Source organism: Geobacillus sp. PK12 (assembly GCF_004123125.1).
In the GTDB taxonomy this organism is placed as follows: domain Bacteria; phylum Bacillota; class Bacilli; order Bacillales; family Anoxybacillaceae; genus Geobacillus; species Geobacillus zalihae.
In genome coordinates this window covers 32,641-55,734 of sequence record NZ_SDKL01000003.1, presented here as the reverse complement: position 1 = coordinate 55,734, position 23,094 = coordinate 32,641, and the positions used below count along the sequence as shown (strand labels likewise).

At 51.6% G+C, this 23,094-nt stretch carries 22 protein-coding genes and 1 pseudogene; 20 read left to right on the top strand and 3 right to left on the bottom strand.

Annotation, left to right across the window (positions count from 1 at the left end; all coding sequences use genetic code 11):
* Nucleotides 1-167: 167 nt before the first annotated feature.
* From ETR37_RS02740 to ETR37_RS02655, 18 genes are all read left to right on the top strand, one after another.
* Nucleotides 168-1,346 (top strand): RNA-guided endonuclease InsQ/TnpB family protein, encoded by a 1,179-nt coding sequence (locus tag ETR37_RS02740; RefSeq protein WP_047818363.1) that lies wholly within the window; start codon nt 168-170, stop codon nt 1,344-1,346.
* A 666-nt stretch (nt 1,347-2,012) separates the two neighbouring features.
* A complete protein-coding gene (locus ETR37_RS02735; RefSeq protein ID WP_129446877.1) occupies nt 2,013-3,029 on the top strand; it encodes a LacI family DNA-binding transcriptional regulator in 1,017 nt (338 codons plus the stop codon).
* A gap of 17 nt (nt 3,030-3,046) precedes the next feature.
* Nucleotides 3,047-4,591 (top strand): gluconokinase, encoded by a 1,545-nt coding sequence (gene gntK, locus ETR37_RS02730; RefSeq protein WP_060788313.1) that lies wholly within the window; start codon nt 3,047-3,049, stop codon nt 4,589-4,591.
* A 134-nt stretch (nt 4,592-4,725) separates the two neighbouring features.
* Nucleotides 4,726-6,075, top strand: coding sequence for a GntP family permease (locus ETR37_RS02725; RefSeq protein WP_129446876.1), 1,350 nt, complete (start codon nt 4,726-4,728; stop codon nt 6,073-6,075).
* Nucleotides 6,076-6,193: 118 nt separating this feature from the next.
* Nucleotides 6,194-7,591 (top strand): methyl-accepting chemotaxis protein, encoded by a 1,398-nt coding sequence (locus ETR37_RS02720; protein WP_129446875.1) that lies wholly within the window; start codon nt 6,194-6,196, stop codon nt 7,589-7,591.
* A 318-nt stretch (nt 7,592-7,909) separates the two neighbouring features.
* Entirely contained in the window at nt 7,910-9,166 is a 1,257-nt protein-coding gene (gene urtA / locus ETR37_RS02715) for an urea ABC transporter substrate-binding protein (protein WP_081133148.1), read from the top strand.
* A 56-nt stretch (nt 9,167-9,222) separates the two neighbouring features.
* A complete protein-coding gene (gene urtB / locus ETR37_RS02710; RefSeq protein ID WP_129446874.1) occupies nt 9,223-10,122 on the top strand; it encodes an urea ABC transporter permease subunit UrtB in 900 nt (299 codons plus the stop codon).
* A gap of 11 nt (nt 10,123-10,133) precedes the next feature.
* Entirely contained in the window at nt 10,134-11,192 is a 1,059-nt protein-coding gene (urtC, locus tag ETR37_RS02705) for an urea ABC transporter permease subunit UrtC (RefSeq protein ID WP_129446895.1), read from the top strand.
* Nucleotides 11,167-11,931: an urea ABC transporter ATP-binding protein UrtD gene (gene urtD, locus ETR37_RS02700; RefSeq protein WP_015375021.1), complete on the top strand. Its 765-nt coding sequence runs from the start codon at nt 11,167-11,169 to the stop codon at nt 11,929-11,931. Before urtC ends, urtD begins: the two co-directional genes overlap by 26 nt.
* Nucleotides 11,910-12,611, top strand: a complete 702-nt coding sequence (gene urtE, locus ETR37_RS02695) for an urea ABC transporter ATP-binding subunit UrtE (protein ID WP_050367341.1) — start codon at nt 11,910-11,912, stop codon at nt 12,609-12,611. Before urtD ends, urtE begins: the two co-directional genes overlap by 22 nt.
* A gap of 84 nt (nt 12,612-12,695) precedes the next feature.
* Nucleotides 12,696-13,001 carry an urease subunit gamma gene (gene ureA, locus ETR37_RS02690; RefSeq protein ID WP_020755308.1) on the top strand — a complete coding sequence of 102 codons (306 nt, stop codon included), beginning with the start codon at nt 12,696-12,698 and terminating at the stop codon, nt 12,999-13,001.
* 44 nt (nt 13,002-13,045) lie between these two features.
* Nucleotides 13,046-13,381 (top strand): urease subunit beta, encoded by a 336-nt coding sequence (locus ETR37_RS02685; protein ID WP_015375019.1) that lies wholly within the window; start codon nt 13,046-13,048, stop codon nt 13,379-13,381.
* Complete coding sequence (ureC, locus tag ETR37_RS02680) at nt 13,378-15,087, top strand: urease subunit alpha (RefSeq protein WP_129446873.1); 1,710 nt, start codon at nt 13,378-13,380, stop codon at nt 15,085-15,087. The genes ETR37_RS02685 and ureC overlap by 4 nt, the downstream gene beginning before the upstream one ends.
* A gap of 10 nt (nt 15,088-15,097) precedes the next feature.
* On the top strand, nt 15,098-15,544 hold the full coding sequence (gene ureE, locus ETR37_RS02675; RefSeq protein ID WP_020960052.1) for an urease accessory protein UreE: 447 nt from the start codon (nt 15,098-15,100) through the stop codon (nt 15,542-15,544).
* A complete protein-coding gene (locus ETR37_RS02670; RefSeq protein WP_129446872.1) occupies nt 15,537-16,214 on the top strand; it encodes an urease accessory protein UreF in 678 nt (225 codons plus the stop codon). Before ureE ends, ETR37_RS02670 begins: the two co-directional genes overlap by 8 nt.
* Before the next feature lie 49 nt (nt 16,215-16,263).
* Nucleotides 16,264-16,878 carry an urease accessory protein UreG gene (gene ureG / locus ETR37_RS02665; protein WP_011231413.1) on the top strand — a complete coding sequence of 205 codons (615 nt, stop codon included), beginning with the start codon at nt 16,264-16,266 and terminating at the stop codon, nt 16,876-16,878.
* Nucleotides 16,875-17,690 (top strand): urease accessory protein UreD, encoded by an 816-nt coding sequence (locus tag ETR37_RS02660; protein WP_094238789.1) that lies wholly within the window; start codon nt 16,875-16,877, stop codon nt 17,688-17,690. Before ureG ends, ETR37_RS02660 begins: the two co-directional genes overlap by 4 nt.
* Nucleotides 17,691-17,710: 20 nt before the next feature.
* On the top strand, nt 17,711-18,334 hold the full coding sequence (locus tag ETR37_RS02655; protein WP_129446871.1) for an urease accessory protein UreH: 624 nt from the start codon (nt 17,711-17,713) through the stop codon (nt 18,332-18,334).
* Nucleotides 18,335-18,444: 110 nt separating this feature from the next.
* On the opposite strand, the gene ETR37_RS02650 is transcribed toward ETR37_RS02655, so the two are convergent.
* Nucleotides 18,445-18,924 carry a GNAT family N-acetyltransferase gene (locus tag ETR37_RS02650; protein WP_011231410.1) on the bottom strand — a complete coding sequence of 160 codons (480 nt, stop codon included), beginning with the start codon at nt 18,922-18,924 and terminating at the stop codon, nt 18,445-18,447.
* Nucleotides 18,925-19,253: 329 nt separating this feature from the next.
* Entirely contained in the window at nt 19,254-20,423 is a 1,170-nt protein-coding gene (locus ETR37_RS02640; protein ID WP_129446894.1) for an MFS transporter, read from the bottom strand.
* A gap of 270 nt (nt 20,424-20,693) precedes the next feature.
* On the opposite strand from ETR37_RS02640, the gene ETR37_RS02635 reads away from it, so the two are divergent.
* On the top strand, nt 20,694-22,073 hold the full coding sequence (locus ETR37_RS02635; protein ID WP_129446870.1) for a D-serine ammonia-lyase: 1,380 nt from the start codon (nt 20,694-20,696) through the stop codon (nt 22,071-22,073).
* A 51-nt stretch (nt 22,074-22,124) separates the two neighbouring features.
* A complete protein-coding gene (locus ETR37_RS02630; protein WP_129446869.1) occupies nt 22,125-22,682 on the top strand; it encodes a sugar O-acetyltransferase in 558 nt (185 codons plus the stop codon).
* 60 nt (nt 22,683-22,742) lie between these two features.
* Here ETR37_RS02630 and ETR37_RS19715 read toward each other — a convergent pair.
* Nucleotides 22,743-23,051, bottom strand: a pseudogene (locus ETR37_RS19715) (cyclase family protein); the annotation flags it as partial.
* Nucleotides 23,052-23,094 lie beyond the last annotated feature (43 nt).

Here is a 23,094-nt window from a genome sequence, read left to right as displayed (position 1 = left end):
TTTTATGATCAGTCTTCTAATTTTTTACCGTTTTCTCACGAATTTAACATAAATTAGCCAGAAGTCCTCCACCTCTATAGGTGGGGGATGAATGGCGTTCGGTTTTTCTGTTTTTCTCTTTCTTTTTTGGATGACAATAGAATACAATAAACATAGGAGGTGAAACCATGTATCGAACGCTGAAAACCCGTTTTCGGGCAAAGAAAGAAGTTATCCAAAAACTATTTGAATGCAATCGCATCTCCGCAGAAGTTTGGAACGAATGCATTCGTTTGGCAAAAGAACATCATTTGAAAACAGGAAAATGGATAACCAAAACGGAACTGCAAAAAGCAACAAAAGGTCGTTTTCCTATCCACAGCCAAAGCATCCAAGCCGTTGTGCATAAATATATCTTTGCCCGTGATGGGGCAAAAGAAGCACGGAAAAAAGGGGAAAAAATCAAATATCCATACAAAAAGAAAAAACACTTCAACACGAAATGGGCAAAAGATGGATTTGTTTTGCGTGAAGACGGAACGTTGGAACTGTCGCTAGGAATTTGGAATCGAAAAAGACAATCTCCTTTGGTGGTGAAAATGGATAAAGAACAAATTCCAAAGGGTCAAGTGAAAGAAATCGAGTTGGTCTATGACCGTGGTTTGTGGCTTTGTTTATCGTATGAAGATGGAAAAGAACCAAAAGAGAATAAAAATCAAAACCGTGTCGCTATTGACTCAGGGGAAATTCACACCATCGCAGCCGTTTGTGAAAATGGGGAAAGCCTCATTATCACAGGACGAAAAATAAGAAGCATTCATCGGTTGAGAAACAAAAAATTAAAAGAACTTCAAAAGTTGATGTCCCGTTGCAAAAAAGGCTCCAAACAATGGAAAAAGTACAATCGGGCGAAACAATACGTATTAAGTAAGAGTGAAGTGCAACTCAAAGATGCGTTGCATAAAACCACGAGACAATTTGTTCGTTGGTGTTTGGAAAACCAAGTGAAAGAAGTGGTCATTGGGGATGTCGAAGGAGTGCAACGGAACACGAAAAAGAAACGAAACAAAAAGACCAATCAGAAATTATCCAATTGGTCGTTTGGAAAACTATTTGATTATCTCAAATACAAATTGAATGCCGAAGGCATTGAAATAGAGAAAAAAGATGAAAGTTACACATCGCAAACATGCCCTGTTTGCGGGAAGAAGAATACATCTTCTTCTAGAAATTATACATGTCAATGCGGATACAAACAACACCGTGATATCCATGGGGCAATGAATTTATTTGCCAAAGTATATTATGGCGAAATTCGCCCGTTGGAATTTACGGTCAAACCGTTTACGTATCGACGGATTGCATAAGCAAGAAGTCGTAGATGGCGAGTTCCCGCCCATGAGTATCGATGATACTCATGTTGCCTGTCGTTCCCAACGAGACCGATGCCAGGCGTTGCCTGCAGATAGGCTGCCAACCAGTCTATCGTGCATCCACCCCGAAGGGAAAACAGGAAACTCCTACTTCTGTAAGTAGGAGAGGTTCATAAACCATAAAAACAGCTAAAATAACGACACCTATAAAAAGGTAGCCTAAAATAGACGTCATGGTAGTCAGCATGTCCCATTCTCCTTTTTGTTAATTGGTATCGGTATACAATTGTGCTTGTGAAGCTCTAATAAACTCATTATGTTCTTCTGCGGCTTTCACAGATGTTTCAGAAACGCCAAACGATAATGTAGAAAATACTAAAACAAACGACAGGTAAAAATAGGTATTTGTTCATAAAAATGAATCAATGCATTGCTTAGTGCAAAATGAAAGTACAATCTATGAAGCCGTTTGGCGCGATCCATTCGGGCGGAATGACATCACTCGATCGGCAAGCTGTCACGGCCGTATACCATTCATTGATTTTTAGATTTCAAACAAAAACTATTGTAAACCGCTTTCACTTGGTTTATAATAAAGCTAAACCGGTTTATGAAAACGCTTTTGAACTAAATCGATTTAGTACGAGAGAGGGATCCCTTTTGAAAAAAGTAACGATGGCCGATGTCGCGAAATTGGCCAACGTTTCGAAAAGCACCGTGTCGCAATATTTGAATAAACGCTATGAATATATGAGTGAGGAAACGAGAAAGCGCATCGCTGAGGCGATCGAAGAGCTTGGGTATCAGCCGAACATCATCGCCCGCAGTTTGAAGCAAAAGACGACAGCGACCATTGGCGTGATTGTTTTTAATATGCTTCATATGATGACAACGCAAGTGCTGCACGCCATTGAAGAGGAATGCCAAAAGCGCGGGTTTCAAGTCATTGTCTGCAATTCCGGCGATGATCCGGACAAGGAGAAAACATATGTCGATACGCTGCTGGCGAAGCAAGTGGACGGGCTGATCGTGTTTCCGACAGGAAAGAACGAGGACGTCTACCGCCGTCTTGTCGAGGAACAGTTTCCGCTTGTGTTTGTCGACCGGATGGTGCCGGGAGTGGAGGCGGACAGCGTGCTTCTGGATAACTTCGCTGCCGCGGAGATGGCAGTCGATTATTTCGCTTCCAACGGTTATCGGCGCATCGCTATTGTCACCCCTCCGCTTGTCCCTTACAACGTGCCGCGGATGGAGCGGTTGGAAGGGTTTCGGGCGGCCATGGAGAAAAGGGGATTTGAAGTTGGCGATCAAAACGTCATCGCCGCTGAACCTGCCGCGCTGCCTGGGGAGCTGAAGAAGCGGTTCATGGAATCGGAGCGGCCGAACGCCTTGTTTGCGATCAACGACTTGACGTTGATGGGGGTTTTGCGGTTTGTGAAAGACGCAGGGGTTCGTGTGACGGATGAGGTGGCGATCATCAACATCGATGATGTACCGTTTGCCGACATTTACACGCCGGCGCTGACGACGATCGCCCAGCCGACGTTTGCGATGGGGAAAAAAGCAGCTGAGCGCGTGTTTGAACAAATGAAAGCGAAAAAAGCCGACGGTCCGCGCGTATTTCGTTTCTCCCCGACATTGATGGAACGGACATCGATCAGGCGGGGGAAGGCATGAAGAAGGGAGGAGAAACGATGGCGATTCACGGGGACGTCGTCATTGGGATTGATATTGGGACGACAAGTACGAAAGCGGTCGTGTTTGACGGGCGGGGGAAGGTGCTGGCTTCTCACGCTGTCGACTATCCGATCATCCAGCCGCATCCGGGGTTTGCCGAGCAGGATCCCGATGAACTGTTCGCGGCGGTCGTTCAAGCGGTCGGGGCGGTGACGATCCGCCACGGCATCCGCCCAGCGCAAGTGAAAGCGATGGGCTTGAGTGCGGCGATGCACTCGATTATGGCGCTTGACGAGTCGGGGCGGCCGCTCACCCGCCTCCTCATCTGGGCGGACAACCGAAGCGTGGCTCAAACGGAGCGGCTGTTGAAAGAGCAAAACGGGCTTGCCATTTATCGGCGGACGGGCACGCCGATCCATCCAATGTCGCCGCTATCGAAATTGCTTTGGCTCAAGGAAGAGCAGCCGGACGTATTTCAGCGAGCACGGCGGTTTGTGTCGGTGAAAGATTATGTGCTGTATCGCCTGTACGGTGACTATGTCGCCGACCATTCCATGGCATCGGCGACGGGTTTATTCCGGTTGGACACGCTCGATTGGGACGAGGAGGCGCTCGCCCTTGTCGGCATTCGCCGCGAGCAACTTCCGCAGCTCGTTCCCGCCACTCACATCATGACTGGGATGAGAAGAGAATGGGCGGAAAAAATGGGAGTCGCTTCGGATGTGCCTGTTGTCATCGGGGCGAGCGACGGCGTGCTCGCCAACGTCGGCGTCGGGGCGGTGCTCCCAGGTGAAGCGGCCATCACGATCGGAACGAGCGGGGCGGTGCGGACGATTGCGGCAAAACCGACGACCGATGAAAAAGGGCGGACGTTTTGTTATGCGTTGACGCCCGGCTATTGGGTCGTCGGCGGACCGACGAACAACGGCGGAATTTTGCTTCGCTGGCTGCGCGACGAGTTCGGCGCCCAGGAGCGGGAAGTGGCGAAAAAGCTCGGCATGGATCCGTATGACTTGTTGACGAAATACGCGGAACGCGTCCCGCCGGGGGCGGAAGGGCTTGTGTTTTTGCCGTTTTTGTCAGGCGAGCGGGCGCCGCATTGGAACGCGAATGCGCGCGGGACATTTTTCGGCCTCGGCCTTCATCATAAGCGCGAGCATTTCATCCGCGCTGTCATGGAAGGCGTCTGCTTCAGCATTTTGTCTGTCGCTTTGGCCATTCGCGATGTCACGGGGCCGATGTCGGAAATCCGCGTCTCAGGCGGATTTGCCAAATCGCCGTTTTGGCGGCAAATGCTTTCTGATATGCTCGGCAAACCGCTCATCGTGCCGCAGACGCACGAGGCGTCGGCGCTGGGGGCGGCTGCGGTGGCGCTTTACGCGTTAGGCGAGCTGCCGTCGCTCGAAACGGTGAAAACGTGGATCGACACGACAGCCCGTCATGAACCGAAGGAAGAACATACGCTCCTTTACGCTGAACTGTTTGATTTGTATGCCCGCTTGTATGAGCGATTGAAAGAGGAATTTGACATCATCGCTGCGTTTCAGCGGCGGAGTGGGTAAAGGGAGGAAGACTAAATCGATTTAGCTGGCTATGATCGGGCGCTAAATCGATTTAGCCCTTTCCTTCAAAGATCTGAAAACGTTTGCTTTGTTCACTAAATCGATTTATCTCAAAGATAAAGGGGGAGCTTGTGATGGAAATCGCCATTGTTGTTGCTGCTATTATCGTGTTATTATTGCTCATTACTATGGCGAAAATGCATCCGTTTGTCGCACTCATTTTAGTGTCCGTCGGCGTCGGACTGGCGATGGGCATGCCGCTTATCGCGCCGTCTCCGGAAACGCCGGGCATCATTGACTCGATCAAGGCGGGGCTTGGCAACACGCTCGGCTTTTTGGCGATCGTCTTGGCGCTCGGGACGATGCTCGGCAAAATGATGGCCGAATCAGGCGGCGCCGAGCGCATTGCGAAAACGTTGATCGACCGCTTTGGCCAAAAACGCGTCCATTGGGCGATGATGGTCGTCGCCTTTTTAGTCGGCATTCCGGTCTTTTTCCAAGTCGGGTTTGTCTTGCTTATTCCGCTCGTCTTTACGATCGCGATGGAAACGGGCATTTCACTTGTGACGATCGGCATTCCGCTTGTCGCTGGTTTGTCTGTCGTGCATGGGCTTGTCCCGCCGCACCCAGCCGCGATGGCGGCAGTCGGCATTTTTAAGGCGGATGTCGGAAAGACGATTCTCTATTCAATCATCGTCGGTCTGCCGACGGCGATCATTGCTGGGCCGCTGTACGGAAAATGGATTGGCTCGCGCCTGTATAAAAAAGTGCCGGCGGAGATTGCCGAACAGCTTGTGCAGCATAAAGAAGCACGTGAACTCCCTGGCTTTGGCAATACGCTGTTCACGATTTTGCTTCCGGTCATTTTGATGTTGGTTGCTTCCATCGCCAATGTCACGCTTGATCAAAAGTCGGAAGCAGCGAAAGTGCTGCGTTTTATCGGCGACCCGATTGTTGCGCTCTTGATCGCGACGGTTTATTCGTTCTTCAGCCTTGGCTACGCCCGCGGCTTCAACCGCGATGCCGTGCTGAAATTCGCCAACGACTGCCTCGGCCCGGTCGCGAACATCCTGCTTGTCATCGGGGCGGGCGGCGCATTCAATAAAGTGCTGCTTGATTCCGGCATCGGCGAACAAATCGCGGAAGTGGCGAAACACTCGCACTTCTCTCCGCTCCTGTTAGGCTGGGGCATTGCGGCGCTCATTCGCGTAGCGACGGGATCGGCGACCGTCTCGATGATGACCGCTGCCGGCATCGTTGCCCCCATCGCGGCTACCATGCCGGGAACGAATATGGAACTGCTTGTCTTGGCGACCGGCGCGGGTTCGTTGATCTTGTCGCACGTCAATGACTCCGGCTTCTGGATGATCAAAGAATATTTCGGCATGACGGTGAAAGAAACGCTCATGACATGGACAGTCATGGAAACGATTATTTCGGTGGTGGCGTTTGTCTTCATTTTGTTATTGAATATGGTCCTCTAGCCTTTCCAATGCAAGACGCCTGTTTTTTAGGAGAACGGGCGTCTTATTTTTATATGTCCTTTTGTTATATTTTATATTATAATTATGTAATAAAAAATGACATAAGGAGTGACGCCTGTTGATTTTTGCGAGACGTGCGGAACGAAAAATAAAGCGCGAACTGGATCAGCCTCGACGTGAGGAAACGCAGGGAGGACCGCAACAAATTGCAAGGCAAATTGTTGTGGCGGTTGATCAGCTCAAAGCAGCGATGGAACAGATGAAGATGGCGGCACTTTCGCTGAATGACATTTCCGATTCAAGCCGGAATAGTGCGGCAGAGCTGATGGACCATAGCGAGAAAACGGTGGAGTATACAGAAAAAGTGGCGAAAAAAATGCGGGCAATCGAGGAAGCGGCGAAAGACATTGCTGCCTCTTCAAACGACATTCATGCAAGCAGCCGGCAGTTTTCTGAACAATGGTTGCATTCATGGAATTCATTAGAAACGTTGCAAAAGGAAATTCGAGCATTGCGCTCCCAACATGAAACGTTGTTGAAACAAATGAATCACCTCGTTCATCATTCTCAACGCATCAATCAAATTATATCGGCGATCGGCGAGATTTCGCAGAAAACGAAAATTTTGTCGCTCAATGCCAATATTGAGGCGGCTCGTGCGGGAGAACATGGGCGCGGGTTTGCGGTCGTCGCGCGGGAAATCGGCATGTTGGCGAATCAAACGTCGGAAGCTGTCCAGCAAACACAGGATATTTTGTCCCTTATTCAACGCGAAATCGCAGCGACAACCGATATCGTTCGCGAAGAAACAAAGCAAATCGATGTCGAAGAGAAAGAAATGGAAGCGATTATGTCGTTCCTTCATTCGCTGCATCGACAGCTGAATGATATGACGGACCTCGTCTCCTCTTCTGTCCGGTCAGCGTCTGGACAGTCGGACAGCGTGAAAGAAATCGCCGTTCTCCTAGAAGAAATCGTGCAATTGAGCCGGGAAAATCAACGGTTTGTCGAGCGAGTGACGGCGGATATGAACGAACAGCACGAGAGCGTCGGACAGATTTTACGCATTAACGAAGCGCTGCAAAAGACAGCGGAGGAGCTGCAGCAAACGGTCGGGCGTGATTGGATGAGGGAAACGATTGCTGTCGATGATGCGGTCGTGAAAAACACGATTCAGAAACTATCGGCTTTGCTTCAGTCAGCTCCGTTGGAACAAATGGATGAGGCCATGCATCAACGCGTGCTGGATCGATTTTTATCTGAGAATGGAGAGATTGAGGCTGTCTGGTCGAATCGTCTTGATGGGGCGTTTGTCTATTCGAATCCGCCGGCGGGCTTGGTCAACGCCAAAGTCCGGTCGTGGTTTCAGGAAGCTTGTAGAGGAACAGTGTATGTTTCCGATCCGTATGTATCGGCATTGACGAAACATCTTTGCGTCACGGTGTCCGCTCCCATTAGGGATCATAACGGTCAAATTGTCGGAGTCATCGGAGCGGATTTGGCGCTTTCGAAATGAAAGACGCCCCAAAAAGGCGCATGTGTGCCTTTTTGGGGTGTTTTTTGTTTTTAGGCGCGATCAATTGGTTTAGAAATCATGATGCATATTTTTGTGATAATAAATATAACAAAAATATGTAATAAAATATGACAATGTTGTTGAATCAACTATATCTAGGCCTTACACTGCTAATCAAGAACACATCCTCAAGATGGTTTGCACAAAATGGATATCACTCATCACCTTTGAGGAACAAGGGAGGGAGGCCGTTTTGCCAGATGAACGAGGTATAGGGACTCATTGATTTTCAAAATGAATAGGGGGAAGGGTGTGCGAATGAAACCAACATTCATGCGGAAATTATGGTTGCTTTTATGCATCAGCGTTTTTGCCCTGGGGGGATGTGCGGCGTCATCAGCTGTTGATCAAGCCAAAAACGAAAACAAAAAGGATTCGTCTTCGGCTAGTAAAGAAGGCGGTACGGTCAAAGTCGGGATTCTCCATTCGCTGAGCGGAACGATGGCCATCAGTGAAGTGTCGCTGCGCGATGCCGAGTTAATGGCGATCGAGGAAATCAATGCATCTGGGGGGCTGCTCGGCAAGAAAATTGAACCGGTTGTGGAAGATGGGGCGTCGGACTGGCCGACATTTGCCGAAAAGGCGAAAAAATTGCTGCAAAAAGATCAAGTGGCCGCCATTTTTGGCGGTTGGACATCGGCGAGCCGCAAGGCGATGCTTCCGGTTGTGGAGCAAAACAACGGGCTGCTTTGGTATCCGGTGCAATATGAAGGGATGGAGTCGTCTCCGAACATCTTTTACACTGGGGCGACGACGAATCAACAAATCGTTCCAGCGGTCAGCTGGCTCCTGAAAAACCGCGGCAAAACGTTTTTCTTGCTTGGATCGGATTACGTCTTTCCGCGGACAGCGAACAAAATCATCAAGGCCCAGTTGAAGGCCGAAGGTGGACAAGTGGTCGGGGAAGAATATACGCCGCTCGGCCATACCGATTATAGCACCATTATCAGCAAAATCAAACAAGTGAAACCGGCTGTCGTCTTCAATACGCTCAACGGCGATAGCAATGTCGCCTTTTTCAAACAGTTGAAAGACGCTGGCATCACACCGAAAGACGTGACGGTGATGTCCGTCAGCATCGCGGAAGAAGAAATACGCGGGATCGGGCCGGATGTGTTGGCTGGTCACTTGGCTGTGTGGAACTATTTTCAGACGACCGATACACCGGAAAATAAGGCGTTTGTACAAAAGTATAAAGAAAAGTACGGGCAAGACCGCGTGACCGATGATCCGATTGAAGCGGCGTATACAGCCGTTCATTTATGGGCCGAAGCAGTGAAAAAAGCCGGCTCCTTTGATGTGGATCAAGTGAAAAAAGCGGCGGCCGGCCTTGAATACAAGGCGCCGGAAGGAACGGTGAAAATTGATGGGGAAACGCAGCATTTATGGAAAACGGTGCGCATTGGTGAAATCCAAGCGGACGGACAATTCAAAGAGTTATGGAATTCCGGTCAGCCGGTGAAGCCGGATCCGTATTTAAAAAGCTACCCATGGGGGAAAGGATTAAGTGAATAGTTGCATGGGGAGGAAGGCATGTCCTTCCTTCTCGCCCAGCGGACATGAGAGGGGGGATGGCGATGTTCATTGACCAATTATTCAACGGGCTGAGCGTCGGTTCGATTTTGCTTTTGATCGCCATTGGGTTGGCGATCACCTTTGGATTGATGGGCGTCATCAATATGGCGCACGGTGAACTGATGATGGTCGGCGCGTACACAACCTACGTCATTCAACAAATCTTTGCCCATCATGCGCCGCAATCAGCGGGGATGTACTTTGTCATTGCCATTCCGTCGTCGTTTCTCATCGCTGCCTTGTTTGGGTGGGGGTTGGAAAAAAGCTTGATCCGCCATTTGTACCACCGCCCGCTGGACAGTTTGTTGGCGACATGGGGGATCAGTTTGATTTTGCAACAGACCGCCCGCCTTATCTTTGGGGCGCCCAACGTGGCGGTTGTGCCGCCAAGCTGGCTGGATGGCGGAATCCGCTTGTTTGGGGCAGTGTTTCCGTATAAACGGTTGTTTATTCTTTGCCTTGTGTTGGCGATCGTTTTCTTTCTCTATATGTATTTAATGAAAACACGAGCTGGCCGACGCATTCAGGCTGTCACCATGAACCGGTCGATGGCAGCCTGCCTCGGCATTGCCACGCAAAAGGTCGATGCTTACTCGTTTGCCATCGGTTCAGGGTTGGCGGGGGTGGCGGGATGCGCGTTGACCTTGCTTGGGCCGATCGGGCCGACGATCGGCACATACTATATTGTCGATGCTTTTATGGTCGTCATTTTAGGAGGAGTGGGAAAACTGGCTGGGACGATGCTGGGAGCGTTTGGCATTGGTTTGATTTCGACGTTCGTCGAATATTCCACAAGCGCCACCATCGCCAAAGTCATTGTGTTCGTTCTCATTATTGCGTTCTTGCAATGGAAACCGTCCGGTCTTCTTAGCTTGAGGACGCGGTCGCTCGATTGAGGGGAGGAAGCATCGTGAACAAACGTTGGGGATACTGGCTGTTTTTCGCCGCTTTGTTTCTTGCGCCATTTTATTTAACGGAGTTCCGCTTGTCCCTGCTCGGCAAATTTCTTTGCTTTGCCATCGTGGCGGTCGGCATTTCTCTCATTTGGGGATATACCGGCATTTTGAGCCTCGGCCATGGGGTGTATTTTGGATTGGGTGCTTATTGCATGGCGATGTATTTGAAGCTCGAAGCTTCGCAAGGGCATTTGCCTGATTTTATGGAGTGGAGCGGCGTGCGTGAACTGCCGTGGTTTTGGAAGCCGTTTGCGCATCCTGTCGTGGCCATCGCCGCTGCGATCGCTCTTCCTACGTTGCTCGCTGCGCTATTAAGCTATTTCACGTTTAAAAATCGGATTCAAGGCGTCTATTTTTCTCTCCTTTCCCAGGCGGTTGTTGTCGTGTTTGTTACGCTGTTTATCGGCAAGCAAGAATGGACGGGTGGAACGAACGGCTTGACCAATTTTTCGACCGTGTTCGGCTTTTCGTTATCATCGCCGCTTACGCAAATTGTGTTGTATTGGCTGACAGCAGCTGTTCTTGCCCTCATTTTCGTTATGACGCGCCGTCTAACGACTGGTCGGCTAGGAAAAGTGCTCATTGCCATTCGCGACGCTGAAAATCGGGTTCGTTTTTTAGGGTTTAATCCGACCGTCTATAAAGTGTTTGTGTATAGTTTGTCAGCCGCCTTTGCCGGAGTGGCAGGCGCATTGTTTGTCCTGCAAGTCGGGCTCATTTCCCCGGAGATGATGGGGATTATTCCTTCAATCGAAATGGTGCTGTGGGCTGCTGTCGGCGGACGCCACTCGCTCATGGGCGCGATTATGGGCGCGATCGTCATGAACACGGCGAAAAGCTTTTTAAGCGAAAATTATCCAGATCTATGGCTGCTTTTGTTAGGCGCCTTGTTTGTCGTTGTTGTGCTGTTTGTTCCGAAGGGATTGGCGGGCATTTATGAATCGCTCGCTGCCGTTCGCATCAAAGAAAAAAGGGGGCATGAATGTGAAGCCCGTGTTGATGTGTCGTGACGTCGTCGTTGACTTCGATGGATTTCGCGCTTTGCAAGGTGTTGATCTCGCGGTTTACCCTCATGAAGTGCGGTTTTTGATCGGCCCGAACGGAGCGGGAAAAACGACGCTGCTCGATGTCATTTGCGGGCGGACGAGAGCGACGGACGGGCGGGTGCTGTTTTTCTCCCATGACATCACGCAACGGCCGGAATACGAGATCGTGCAAATAGGCATCGCCCGGAAGTTTCAAAGCCCTTCCATTTTTCCGTTTTTGACGGTATGGGAAAATATGGAGTTAGCCATGCGACAAGATCGGCGTCTGCGTTCCGTTTTGCGGGCGAAGTTGACTGGAGAAGAGAAAGAAATGATGGCGGCACAGCTAGAGAAAATTGGATTGCTCGATGAACGTCATCGCTTAGCGGGCTCACTGTCTCATGGCCAAAAGCAGTGGTTGGAAATCGGCATGCAGCTCATTCAGCGTCCGCAGCTCCTCCTATTGGATGAGCCGATCGCCGGCATGAGTGCGGCGGAGCGGGAGCGCACGGGGGAATGGCTCCATGAAATGGCCGAACATTGTGCGGTCATTATTGTCGAGCATGATATGGACTTTGTCCGCCGCTATTCCAAACAAGTGACAGTCATGCATGAAGGAAAAGTATTGTGCGAAGGATCGATGGATGAAGTGCAGCAAAACGAACAAGTGATCGATGTGTACCTTGGAAGGGGGAAAAACGCGTGCTGCGCCTCCGGGATGTAACGGCTGGCTATGACGGAAGTGTGGTGCTCGATCATGTTGACATGGATGTTCCTCTTGGCCGGGTGACGGCGGTGTTGGGCAGAAACGGAGTTGGCAAAACGACGTTGATGAAAACGATCATCGGGTTGATTCGCCCGATGTCAGGCGTCATCGAATGGGAGGGGGAAGATATCACGCGATGGCCGCCGGAGCGGCGGGCGCGAGCGGGGATCGGCTATGTGCCGCAAGGGAGGGAAATTTTTTCGGCGTTGACGGTGGAGGAAAATATTCTTCTCGGGCTGGAAGCGCAGGCCGAAAAAGTCCGTCCCCAGCCGACCCTTGATGAAATGTACGCGCTGTTCCCGATTTTAAAAGAGATGCGCCAGCGAAAAGGAGGGGATTTAAGCGGCGGACAGCAGCAACAGTTGGCCATTGCCCGCGCGTTGGCCGGCCGGCCGAAACTGCTCTTGCTTGATGAACCGATGGAAGGCATTCAGCCCTCGATCGTTGCGTTGATTCATGATGTGATTATGAAAATTGCCAAAGAAAAGCAGGTTGGCATCATATTGGTCGAACATAACGTGGAGCTGGCGTTTTCTTGTGCCGATCGTTTCTATATTTTGGATCGCGGCGCTGTCGTGGCGAAAGGGGATGTCGATGGGGCTGATTTGACTTATATTCAATCGTTTCTTGCTGTTTAAGCAGCAGACAGCGGTGTTAGCGAATGAGAGATTTTTTGAACCTGCGAGTATAGTCGGGAGCATTCAAGAGGGGGGAAGAGATGAGTGAAACTGACTCCGCGTGAACAGGAAAAGCTGCTGATCGTCGTTGCCGCTGATTTGGCGCGCCGCCGGAAAGAGCGGGGCTTGAAGCTAAATTATCCGGAAGCGGTGGCGCTCATTACGTATGAACTGATGGAAGGAGCCCGCGACGGGCGGACGGTGGCGGAGTTGATGCAATACGGCGCGACGATTTTGACGCGCGATGATGTGATGGAAGGCGTCGCTGACATGATCGACGAGATTCAAGTCGAGGCGACGTTTCCGGACGGCACGAAACTCGTCACGGTCCACCAGCCGATCCGGTCGTAATAGCGCCGGCCGATTCCGATGAAGGTGGATAAAGGAGTGATCTTATGATCCCAGGAGAATACCGATTGCGCGACGAACCGATTGTGTGCAACCGGCAAAAGCCGGTTACGAAGCTGACGGTCATAAACCGCGGCGACCGCCCGGTGCAGGTCGGTTCCCATTTTCACTTTTTTGAAGTCAATTCGTTTCTCGAATTTGACCGACAGGCCGCATACGGAAAACATTTGAATATCCCAGCCGGGACAGCGGTCCGTTTTGAACCCGGGGATGCGAAGCAAGTGGAGCTTGTCCCGTTCTCCGGCAAGCGCCGGGTGTACGGATTAAACAATATGGTCAATGGTCCGCTTGATGACAACGGGAAGGAGGGGGCAAGAGAATGAGTTTTTCCATGTCAAGACGGCAATACGCGGATATGTTTGGACCGACGACCGGGGACTGCATCCGGTTGGCGGACACAGACTTATGGATTGAAATTGAGCATGACTATACCGTTTACGGCGATGAAGTGAAATTCGGCGGCGGGAAGGTGATTCGCGACGGGATGGGGCAACATCCGCTCGCAACCCGCGACGAAGCGGTCGATTTAGTGTTGACGAACGCCGTCATCGTTGATTACACCGGCATTTACAAAGCCGATATCGGGATCAAAGATGGAAACATCGCCGCCATCGGCAAGGCGGGGAATCCGCTGTTAATGGACGGCGTCAATATTGTCATCGGCGCCTCAACGGAAGTGATCGCGGCCGAAGGGAAAATCGTGACCGCTGGAGGAGTGGATGCCCATATCCATTTCATTTGCCCGCAGCAAATCGAAACCGCCCTGTCATCCGGCATTACGACGATGATTGGCGGCGGGACCGGACCGGCGACCGGAACGAATGCCACGACGTGCACGCCGGGAGAGTGGAACATTTACCGGATGCTTGAAGCCGCCGAAGCGTTCCCGATGAATCTTGGGTTTTTAGGAAAAGGCAACGCGTCGGCGAAAGAGCCGATCGCGGAGCAAGTGCGCGCCGGAGCGGTGGGACTCAAGCTTCATGAAGACTGGGGAACGACGGCGGCAGCGATTGATGCGTGCTTGCGAGTGGCGGATGAGTACGATGTGCAAGTCGCCATTCATACTGATACGTTGAATGAAGGCGGGTTTGTCGAGCATACACTGAAGGCCATTAACGGACGCGTCATTCATACATACCATACGGAAGGAGCCGGAGGGGGGCATGCGCCCGATATTATGAAAGTCGCCAGCTTCCCGAACATTTTGCCTTCTTCCACGAACCCGACGCGGCCGTATACGAAAAACACGCTCGATGAGCATTTAGATATGTTAATGGTGTGCCATCATTTAGATCCGTCCGTTCCAGAAGACATTGCCTTTGCCGATTCGCGCATCCGCAAAGAAACGATCGCGGCAGAAGACATTTTGCACGACATCGGCGCCTTCAGCATGATCAGTTCCGACTCGCAAGCGATGGGACGGGTCGGTGAAGTCATTTTGCGCACGTGGCAAACGGCCGACAAAATGAAAAAACAGTTTGGCCGCTTGCCGGAGGAAACGGGGCGAGGCGATAATGTCCGCGTCAAACGGTACGTAGCCAAATATACGATCAACCCGGCTATCACTCATGGCATCGCGGAGTATGTCGGGTCAGTCGAAGTCGGAAAATTCGCAGATTTGGTCGTTTGGCATCCCGCTTTTTTCGGGGTCAAGCCTGAGCTCGTCATCAAAGGCGGGATGATCGCCTACAGCGTGATGGGCGACCCGAACGCCAGCATTCCGACGCCGCAGCCCGCTCTGTACCGCCCGATGTTCGCCAACTATGGCGCCGCCGTCGCGAAAACGTCCATTACGTTTTTGTCCAAAGCGGCGTTCGAACGCGGCGTCCCTGACAAACTGCGATTGCACAAAATCGTCAAACCGGTTGGAAACATTCGTTCGTTAACGAAACACGATATGGTGTTCAACAACGCCATGCCTCAAATCGATGTCGATCCGCAAACGTATGAAGTGAAGGTCGATGGGCGGCTCATCACGTGCGAACCGGCTGAAGTTGTGGCCATGGCGCAACGATATTTTCTGTTTTGAGGTGATGATGATGATTGTAGAAACGGTTATCGGCAACATTCGAGCTCTTTCTTCTCTCCCCCCGCACATCGAACGGGTGTACATGCCAAGCGATGATTTAGTAAAACGAATTCAGCGGGTGGTGACCGACCATGGGAGGGAGATTGGCATTCGCTTGAAAGAAGCGAAAGAATTGGTAGACGGAGATGTGTTATGGATGGATGAGCATAATGCCATTGTCGTATCCGTTCTTCCCGATGATTTGCTTGTCATCCAGCCTGTTTCCATGAAACAAATGGGGGAGATTGCTCATCAGCTCGGCAACCGCCACTTGCCCGCCCAATTCGAGGAAGGGGAAATGCTCGTCCAATACGACTATTTAGTCGAAGAGCTGCTCCAGCAACTCGGCATCCCGTACAAGAGGGAAAAACGGAAAGTAAAACAAGCGTTCCGCCATATCGGGCATCGCCATGACTGACCAACAGTTGTTGTGGCTGCTGCAGCTCTCCGATTCGAATTTTCCGTCTGGAGCATTTTCCCATTCCTTTGGGTTTGAAACATACATGTACAATGAACAAATTTGCGATGCCAAAACGTTTGGCGATGTGCTTGTCGCTTATATTCAGACCCAGCTGACGTATACGGATGGATTGGCGTGCCGGATCGCCTATGAGCAGTTGGAAGTCGACCGTATGGAAGGACTGCGGCGGCTGAACGACACGCTGTTTGCTCTCTGCTTGGCGAAGGAAACGCGAGAAGGAACGAGAATGATTGGGGGGCGCTTATGGAAACTGTGCCGCGACATTTACGGAGTCGATGAATTGGATGAGATCGTGCAAACGACGCGGTCCATTCATCCGGCCATTGTGTTTGCGGCGGTTGGCCGCAAAATCGGAGCAGCCAAACAAACGACGGTGCTGACGTATTTGTTTGCTTCCGTACAAACGATGGTGCAAAACGCGGTTCGCGGCATTCCCCTCGGCCAGACGGACGGGCAAAAGCTGCTCGTCATGGCGCAGCCATATTTGATTCATGCCGCGAGCATCATCGAGGCGCTCGACGAAGAGGAGCTCGGGGCGGCAGCCGTCGGCTTGGAAATCGCGCAAATGCAGCATGAACGTCTTCCTGTTCGATTGTTTATGTCGTAAATCTTGTTTGACGTGGAACGAAAGAAGGACAGAGAAGGGAGAATCCAGAATGGAACCGGTACGAATCGGCATCGGCGGCCCGGTCGGCGCCGGCAAAACGATGCTTGTCGAGAAGCTGACGCGGGCGATGCATCGCCGCTTTAGCATCGCGGTCATTACGAATGATATTTATACAAAAGAAGATGCCCAATTTTTAATCAAACATAGCGTCTTGCCGGAAGATCGGATTATCGGCGTCGAAACGGGCGGGTGCCCGCATACGGCCATTCGCGAAGACGCATCAATGAATTTTGCGGCCATTGATGAACTGAAACGGCGCCATCCAGATGTGGAACTCATTTTGATCGAGAGCGGCGGCGATAACTTGGCGGCGACCTTCAGCCCGGAGTTGGTCGATTTCTCCATTTATGTCATCGACGTCGCCCAAGGGGAGAAAATTCCGCGCAAAGGCGGACAGGGGATGATTAAGTCGGATTTGCTCGTGATCAACAAAATCGATCTTGCCCCTTACGTCGGCGCCAGTCTGGAAGTGATGGAACGGGACGCCAAAGCAGCGCGAGGGGCGAAGCCGGTCATTTTTACAAATTTAAAAGAAGAGATTGGTCTTTTTGACGTTGTGGATTGGATCGAAAAACAGGTGCTGCTGGCAGGGCTGGAAGAATGAGCTGGACGGGGCGTTTGCGATGTACAGCGGTCGTGAAAAACGGCCGCACCGTCATTTTGGACAACTATAGTGAAGGGGCGCTGAAACTGATGCGTCCTGTTTACCTCGACCCGGCTCATCCGACGTTATATCTTGTCCACGTGGGCGGCGGGTATGTCGATGGGGATTCATATGATATGGAAATCTTCCTCGAGCCCAGCGCCCGGTTGATGGTGACGACCCAGTCGGCGGCGAAAATCTACAAAACTCCTTCAACGCCTGTAAGGCAGTATACACGATTGTCACTTGGGGAGCAAAGCGTACTTGAATATTTCCCCGACCCGACGATCGCCTATGAGCATGCGCGCTTTTATCAAGAAACGACGGTGTACATCACGCCAAGCTCCACGTTCGTTTATGGCGAAATCATCACACCTGGATGGTCGGAAAGCGGCGAGCTGTTCCGCTATGATTGGATTCGCTCGAAACTGAAGGTGTATCAAGACGAGGCGCTCGTTCTGTTTGATCATCTGTACTTGGACTCGCGGCAGCACTTAACGAGCATGCTGCAGCTTGGCGGCTATACGCATGTCGGATCATTCGTGGCTCTTTCTCCGTTTATCACAAAGGAAGTGTTAGAACAGTTCAACCAATTCATGGAAGAGATGCCGAAAGAGGTTCGCTGCGGTTTTTCAGCGGCGGCCGTTCCAGGCTTTTCTGTACGTATATTGGCGTATGAAACATCGGTCATCGAAGCGATATTCCAACGCGTCCAACAGTTCATTCGCCAACAATGCGGTGAGAAAGCGCCAGTCTGCTGGAGGAAATATTGAGAAGGGAAAGGATGAAGACAATGGGAACGATATGGCCTGTGCTCTTGTTTGGATTGCTGCTTGGAATGAAACATGCGACGGAACCGGATCATGTCATTGCCGTTTCGACCATTGCCAGCCGGACGAAAAAACTGTCCCTTTCATCGCTGGCCGGCATGTTTTGGGGAATTGGCCATACGTTGACGCTGCTCGTTGTTGGGATGGTGATGATCGCCTTTGAGCGGCAAATTCCTGAACAGATTGCTTCTTATCTCGAAATGGGCGTCGGCATCATGATCGTTATTCTAGGAATTGCTAGTTTCCGTTCGACAATGAGGCTGGATCATCATCACCAAGGCGATATTCATCATTTACATGTGAAATCGACATTGATCGGCATCGTCCATGGTTTGGCCGGCAGCGCCGGAATGGTGTTGTTGACGATGACGACGGTCAAAGGAACTTGGATGGCGCTTGCTTTTATTTTGATTTTTGGCCTAGGAACGGTCATCGGCATGATGCTGTTCACGACGTTTCTCGGGATTCCGTTTGTTTGGATGAAAGCGAAACAGCAAGTCATGAATCAATGGATCGTGAAAACCGTCTCCCTCATCAGCATCGCCTATGGGGTCTATTACATGTATCATATCGCCGCCGAAATTTGACGCTCCTCGCGGCTGGCGTCATAGGTGGAGGGTTGTTCAAAACAAAGAAGCACCGGTCTTGGGAGAAGGCCGGTGCTTCTTTTTCGATGCGGCGTCATCATCACCTCGTGTCACACCAGTGGTTTGACCAGCAACAACTCATCTCGAATAGGAATGCCGTCAGGACTTGTTTTCGGAATGTTTGGCTTGATTTGTCGCGCCTTGTCGACAGCGTTGGGAAAGACGTTCACAATTTGATAGCCGCGCTTTTGATAGAAACGAAGGGCATGCAAGTTGTCGTTGGTAGTGATCAGTTGAACAGCCGTGCACCTTTGTTGTCTCGCCCATGCCTCTGCCTCATGCAAAAGGGCGCTGCCGATGCCGCGGTTTTCCATTATGCTGTCTAGCGAGATGATCTCGCATTCGCTGCCACGGATGATGAATGTAATCAGTCCGATGATCCGCTGACCGTTCTCAACAGCCGCAAATCCATCCAGCTCGCTGCAGGTATAGATGCCGGTTGAAACAACCATTTGCGGACTTCCCCAATGGTCGTTGAAAAATTGGTTGACGATGGCGCGGTCCAACTGTTTGGTTGGAACGATGTTCAAGGCGCTCCTCCTCCTTTGTGCAGATGATGATGTTTGATCACCCCAATGCATAAGACGTTCACTTCCGTGCGTGAGTTTGACACTCCGCACGCCTAAAGGCGTGGGATTCTTGGGTCGTTCGCGTCCTCATCCATTTCTGGTTCGGACAACGCCCAAATTCAGGGGTGTGTCATCACCCCGTCCCATCGGGTTAGGATGTACCCCAATGAGCGGCGCACCTGTGACCAGTGCGCTAGGTTAGACGGGGCTCGATTTCATCCCACCCCTCAAGGAGTGGGCTTTCTCGCTGATCTGTAACAGGGGATGTCCACATCCGTCCTCCTCTTGTGTCAAAGGGCCGAGTCTTTTTGCATCATGGCTCGTTGAAACGATTGAAAAACAGCGAAGGAAATGAATGTGAGCGCAATTCCTGCTGCATATGGCAAACTGGACTTTAAGGTGAACAACCAGCCGGCGATCGCCGGACCGCCGATGCGGCCGAGCGAATCGAACGATGATAAGACGCCTGTTGCGCTTCCTTGGCCATCCGCCGTATATTTCGTCAACAACGCGGAGACGCACGGGCGAATAACGCCGTTTCCAATGCCGAAAATCGTTAAATAGAGCGCGGCTGTCCAAAAGCTGTGAACGAATAAAATGAGAAAAAAGCCAACTGCTGACAAGAACAGCCCGACACGAATGACAGCGCCTTCCCCGAATGAGCGGATCAGTTTTCCAAGCAACCCTCCTTGGACGATGGCCCCTGCAAGCCCCATGATCATAAAGATGTAGCCAAGTTCCGTCGACGAAAGCCCCGCTCGTTCAGCGGCAAAATAGGCGAACGTCGCTTCAAGTCCAGCGAGGGAAAACGTTGTGATCAGCTGCAGTAAGTATAGGCGCGCTACAGGCCCTTGGAGGGCGGCCGCAAGCGATGGCCGCTTTGTTCGTATATTCGTTCGCTTTTCTCTCGGAAGCGACTCATGCAAGAAAACGAAAACGAATAGAGCGGTCAAGAGCGCCAAGCAGCCTGCCATCCAAAACGGAGCGGTTAAGCTCGTTTTCGAGAACACGCCGCCGATCCCCGGTCCGAAAATGAATCCAAGCCCAACGGCCGCTCCGATCATCCCCATTCCTTTGCCCCGGCCTTCTTCGGTTGTCACATCTGCGACGTACGCCATAGCGGCCGGCATCGTGGCCGCCGATAGACATCCGCCGATGATGCGAGCGGCAAACAACATCCAAAGCTTTGTCGCGACGGCGAGCAAGAAAAACGAAAGAGCCAAACCGAAAATGCCGACAAGCAGCATCGGCTTTCGTCCATAGCGGTCCGATAAATTCCCCCACATCGGCGCAAATAAAAATTGCATGAGCGAATAAACGGCCATCAACCAGCCGAGCTGCGTTGGCGTCGCGCCGATTTTTTCTGCGTAAAATGGAAGGACAGGGATAATGATGCCAAACCCGGCCATGACCAAAAACATCACGAGAAACAAAAGCGATAAACCGCGGCGATTGCCCATGATCATCATCTCCACGATATGGTTTGCCTCTTTCATCATAATGGAAAGACAGGCGTTTTTCAAAGCAGATCGCACCTTGCTTGGCCATTCCGACAAGGCTGGCGATCACTCCTGAATGTCGTCCACAACCCATTTTCCTTCCTCCCCATTGACAATGGAAGCGGTTTTCGCGAGACTGGAGGTAAACGGTTCGACAAACAATGAAGCGGACTTTGGACCGGCATCCGCCCAGGGTGCGAAACGACAAACACGAATGGGAGAGAATGGTGCATGATGACCAAAAACGAAATCCAAAAGTGGATAAAGAAATTCCCGCTGCTTAAAACGATCATGGCGGCCGAAGAGGTGTTTTGGCGCAATCCAAAATATCACGCGTTCGCGCAAGCCATTCGAACGATTCCTTTACGCGAACGCGATGTCAAGGAGGCGGAAGAACGATTGCGCCGCTTTGCCCCTTATATCGCAAAAGTGTTTCCCGAGACGCGAACGGCCCACGGCATCATCGAATCCCCTTTAGTCCGGATTCCGAACATGAAACAGCGTTTAGAAAAGATGTTTCAGACCAACATTGAGGGGGAGCTGTTGCTAAAATGCGACAGCCATCTCCCGATTTCCGGGTCGATCAAGGCGCGTGGGGGCATTTACGAAGTGTTGAAACACGCGGAAGATCTTGCGCTCGCCAACGGGATGATCACCATAGGAGACGACTATGCGGTCATGGACAGCGAGAAATTCAGGCAATTCTTTTCCCGCTATTCTCTGGTCGTCGGTTCGACAGGGAACTTGGGCTTGAGCATCGGCATCATCGGGGCAAAGCTTGGATTCCGCGTCACCGTTCATATGTCAGCCGATGCGAAACAATGGAAAAAAGACTTATTGCGAAGCAAAGGGGTCACCGTCATCGAACATCTCACTGATTACAACAAAGTGGTGGAAGAGGCGCGAAGACAGTCCGCCGAGGATCCAACGTCGTATTTTATCGATGATGAAAACTCGATCCATCTGTTTTTAGGCTATGCGGTGGCGGCGTTTCGGCTGAAAAAGCAATTAGAGGACATGAACATCACGGTTGATGAAAACCACCCGCTCTTTGTGTATCTTCCTTGCGGCGTCGGCGGCGGTCCGGGCGGGGTGACGTTTGGGCTGAAGCTCGTGTACGGCGATCATGTGCATTGCTTTTTCGCTGAGCCGACGCATTCGCCTTGCATGCTGCTTGGGTTGATGACAGGAGAGCACGACCGCGTGTCGGTGCAAGATTTTGGCCTCGACAATAAGACCGAAGCGGACGGGCTAGCGGTGGGTCGGCCGTCGCGGCTGGTGGGAAACATGCTTGAGAACGTCATCAGCGGCGTCTATACGGTGGACGATGCGACGCTTTACCGCTTGCTCGCGGCGATGGTTGAAACGGAGGAAATCTATTTAGAGCCGTCCGCCTTGGCAGGGGTGGCGGGGCCTGTTCGGCTGTTTCGTGATTTGGCGGGGCAAACGTACGTAGAGGCAAACGGTTTGAAAGAAAAGATGAAAAACGCCGTCCATATTGGCTGGGCGACAGGCGGAAGCATGGTGCCAAAGGATGTGATGGACGCTTACTATCGGGAAGGCGTGCGGATTGAAACGATGACAGGGAACGGTTTTTCTGAAGGACGATAAGATCATTCCATGGAGTTTTGAAACGAATGCATAAAGTGTTGGAGGGATTCGATGAAAACCGAAAAAGAAAAGATGTTGGCGGGGCAATGGTACAACCCCGCCGACCCGGAGCTCGTCAAGGAGCGGGAGCGGGCGCGGCGGCTCGTTCGTTTGTATAATGAAACGTTGGAAACGGAATATGAAAAGCGAACCGCTCTGCTCAAAGAACTGTTCGGTTCAACGGGAGAACGGCTGTTTATCGAGCCGAACTTCCGCTGCGACTACGGCTATAACATTCACGTCGGCGAAAACTTTTTTATGAACTTTGATGGCGTGATTTTGGATGTATGTGAAGTGCGAATCGGCGACCATTGTTTTATTGGTCCTGGTGTGCACATTTATACGGCGACTCACCCGCTCGATCCGCACGAACGAAATTCCGGGTTGGAGTACGGAAAGCCGGTTGTGATCGGCCATAACGTCTGGATCGGCGGGCGGGCCGTCATCAACCCGGGCGTCACGATCGGCGACAACGCCGTCATCGCCTCAGGGGCGGTCGTGACAAAAGATGTCCCCGCCAACGCGGTCGTTGGCGGAAACCCGGCGAAAGTGATCAAATGGCTCAAATAGCCCAAGGACGCGCCCCGCGCAAAGCATGTGCGGGGCGTTTGGTTGCATCATCCTTCTTTGTTACGCCCACTGCACCGCCACCGCCCGAACAGGCGAACCGTCGCAGCCAGGCAAGGAAAGAGGGAGGGCAATAATATACGGATCATCAAAATCGATTCGCTCGAAGTTCACGAAATTTTCCCCGATCACCCCGTTGGCGCCAAGAATAAGTTCGTGGGCGCGGAACGACGAGCCGTCCGGCGGGTCGATGTTGAGCGCGTCGATGAAAAACGTCCGCACGCCTCGCTCCAGCATCGCTTCAATCACCTCCGGCGCGACGTACGGATGGGAAAAATACCGCTTTGTTCCGGCGTATTGCGACCAGCCGGTGTCAACTACCCCCACTTAGCTAACGCTTGAAGTGGGGGCTTGC

What these genes read in the sequence shown, in the direction of transcription:
- ETR37_RS02630 (WP_129446869.1), top strand. Translation starts at nt 22,125, where the DNA reads ATGAAAACCGAAAAAGAAAAGATGTTGGCGGGGCAATGGTACAACCCC.
- ureG (WP_011231413.1), top strand. Translation starts at nt 16,264, where the DNA reads ATGGAACCGGTACGAATCGGCATCGGCGGCCCGGTCGGCGCCGGCAAA.
- ETR37_RS02685 (WP_015375019.1), top strand. Translation starts at nt 13,046, where the DNA reads ATGATCCCAGGAGAATACCGATTGCGCGACGAACCGATTGTGTGCAAC.
- ETR37_RS02635 (WP_129446870.1), top strand. Translation starts at nt 20,694, where the DNA reads ATGATGACCAAAAACGAAATCCAAAAGTGGATAAAGAAATTCCCGCTG.
- ureC (WP_129446873.1), top strand. Translation starts at nt 13,378, where the DNA reads ATGAGTTTTTCCATGTCAAGACGGCAATACGCGGATATGTTTGGACCG.
- gntK (WP_060788313.1), top strand. Translation starts at nt 3,047, where the DNA reads ATGGCGATTCACGGGGACGTCGTCATTGGGATTGATATTGGGACGACA.
- ETR37_RS02670 (WP_129446872.1), top strand. Translation starts at nt 15,537, where the DNA reads ATGACTGACCAACAGTTGTTGTGGCTGCTGCAGCTCTCCGATTCGAAT.
- urtB (WP_129446874.1), top strand. Translation starts at nt 9,223, where the DNA reads ATGGCGATGTTCATTGACCAATTATTCAACGGGCTGAGCGTCGGTTCG.
- ETR37_RS02655 (WP_129446871.1), top strand. Translation starts at nt 17,711, where the DNA reads ATGGGAACGATATGGCCTGTGCTCTTGTTTGGATTGCTGCTTGGAATG.
- ETR37_RS02640 (WP_129446894.1), bottom strand. Translation starts at nt 20,423, where the DNA reads ATGGGCAATCGCCGCGGTTTATCGCTTTTGTTTCTCGTGATGTTTTTG.
- ureE (WP_020960052.1), top strand. Translation starts at nt 15,098, where the DNA reads ATGATTGTAGAAACGGTTATCGGCAACATTCGAGCTCTTTCTTCTCTC.
- ETR37_RS02660 (WP_094238789.1), top strand. Translation starts at nt 16,875, where the DNA reads ATGAGCTGGACGGGGCGTTTGCGATGTACAGCGGTCGTGAAAAACGGC.
- ETR37_RS02725 (WP_129446876.1), top strand. Translation starts at nt 4,726, where the DNA reads ATGGAAATCGCCATTGTTGTTGCTGCTATTATCGTGTTATTATTGCTC.
- urtA (WP_081133148.1), top strand. Translation starts at nt 7,910, where the DNA reads ATGAAACCAACATTCATGCGGAAATTATGGTTGCTTTTATGCATCAGC.
- ETR37_RS02740 (WP_047818363.1), top strand. Translation starts at nt 168, where the DNA reads ATGTATCGAACGCTGAAAACCCGTTTTCGGGCAAAGAAAGAAGTTATC.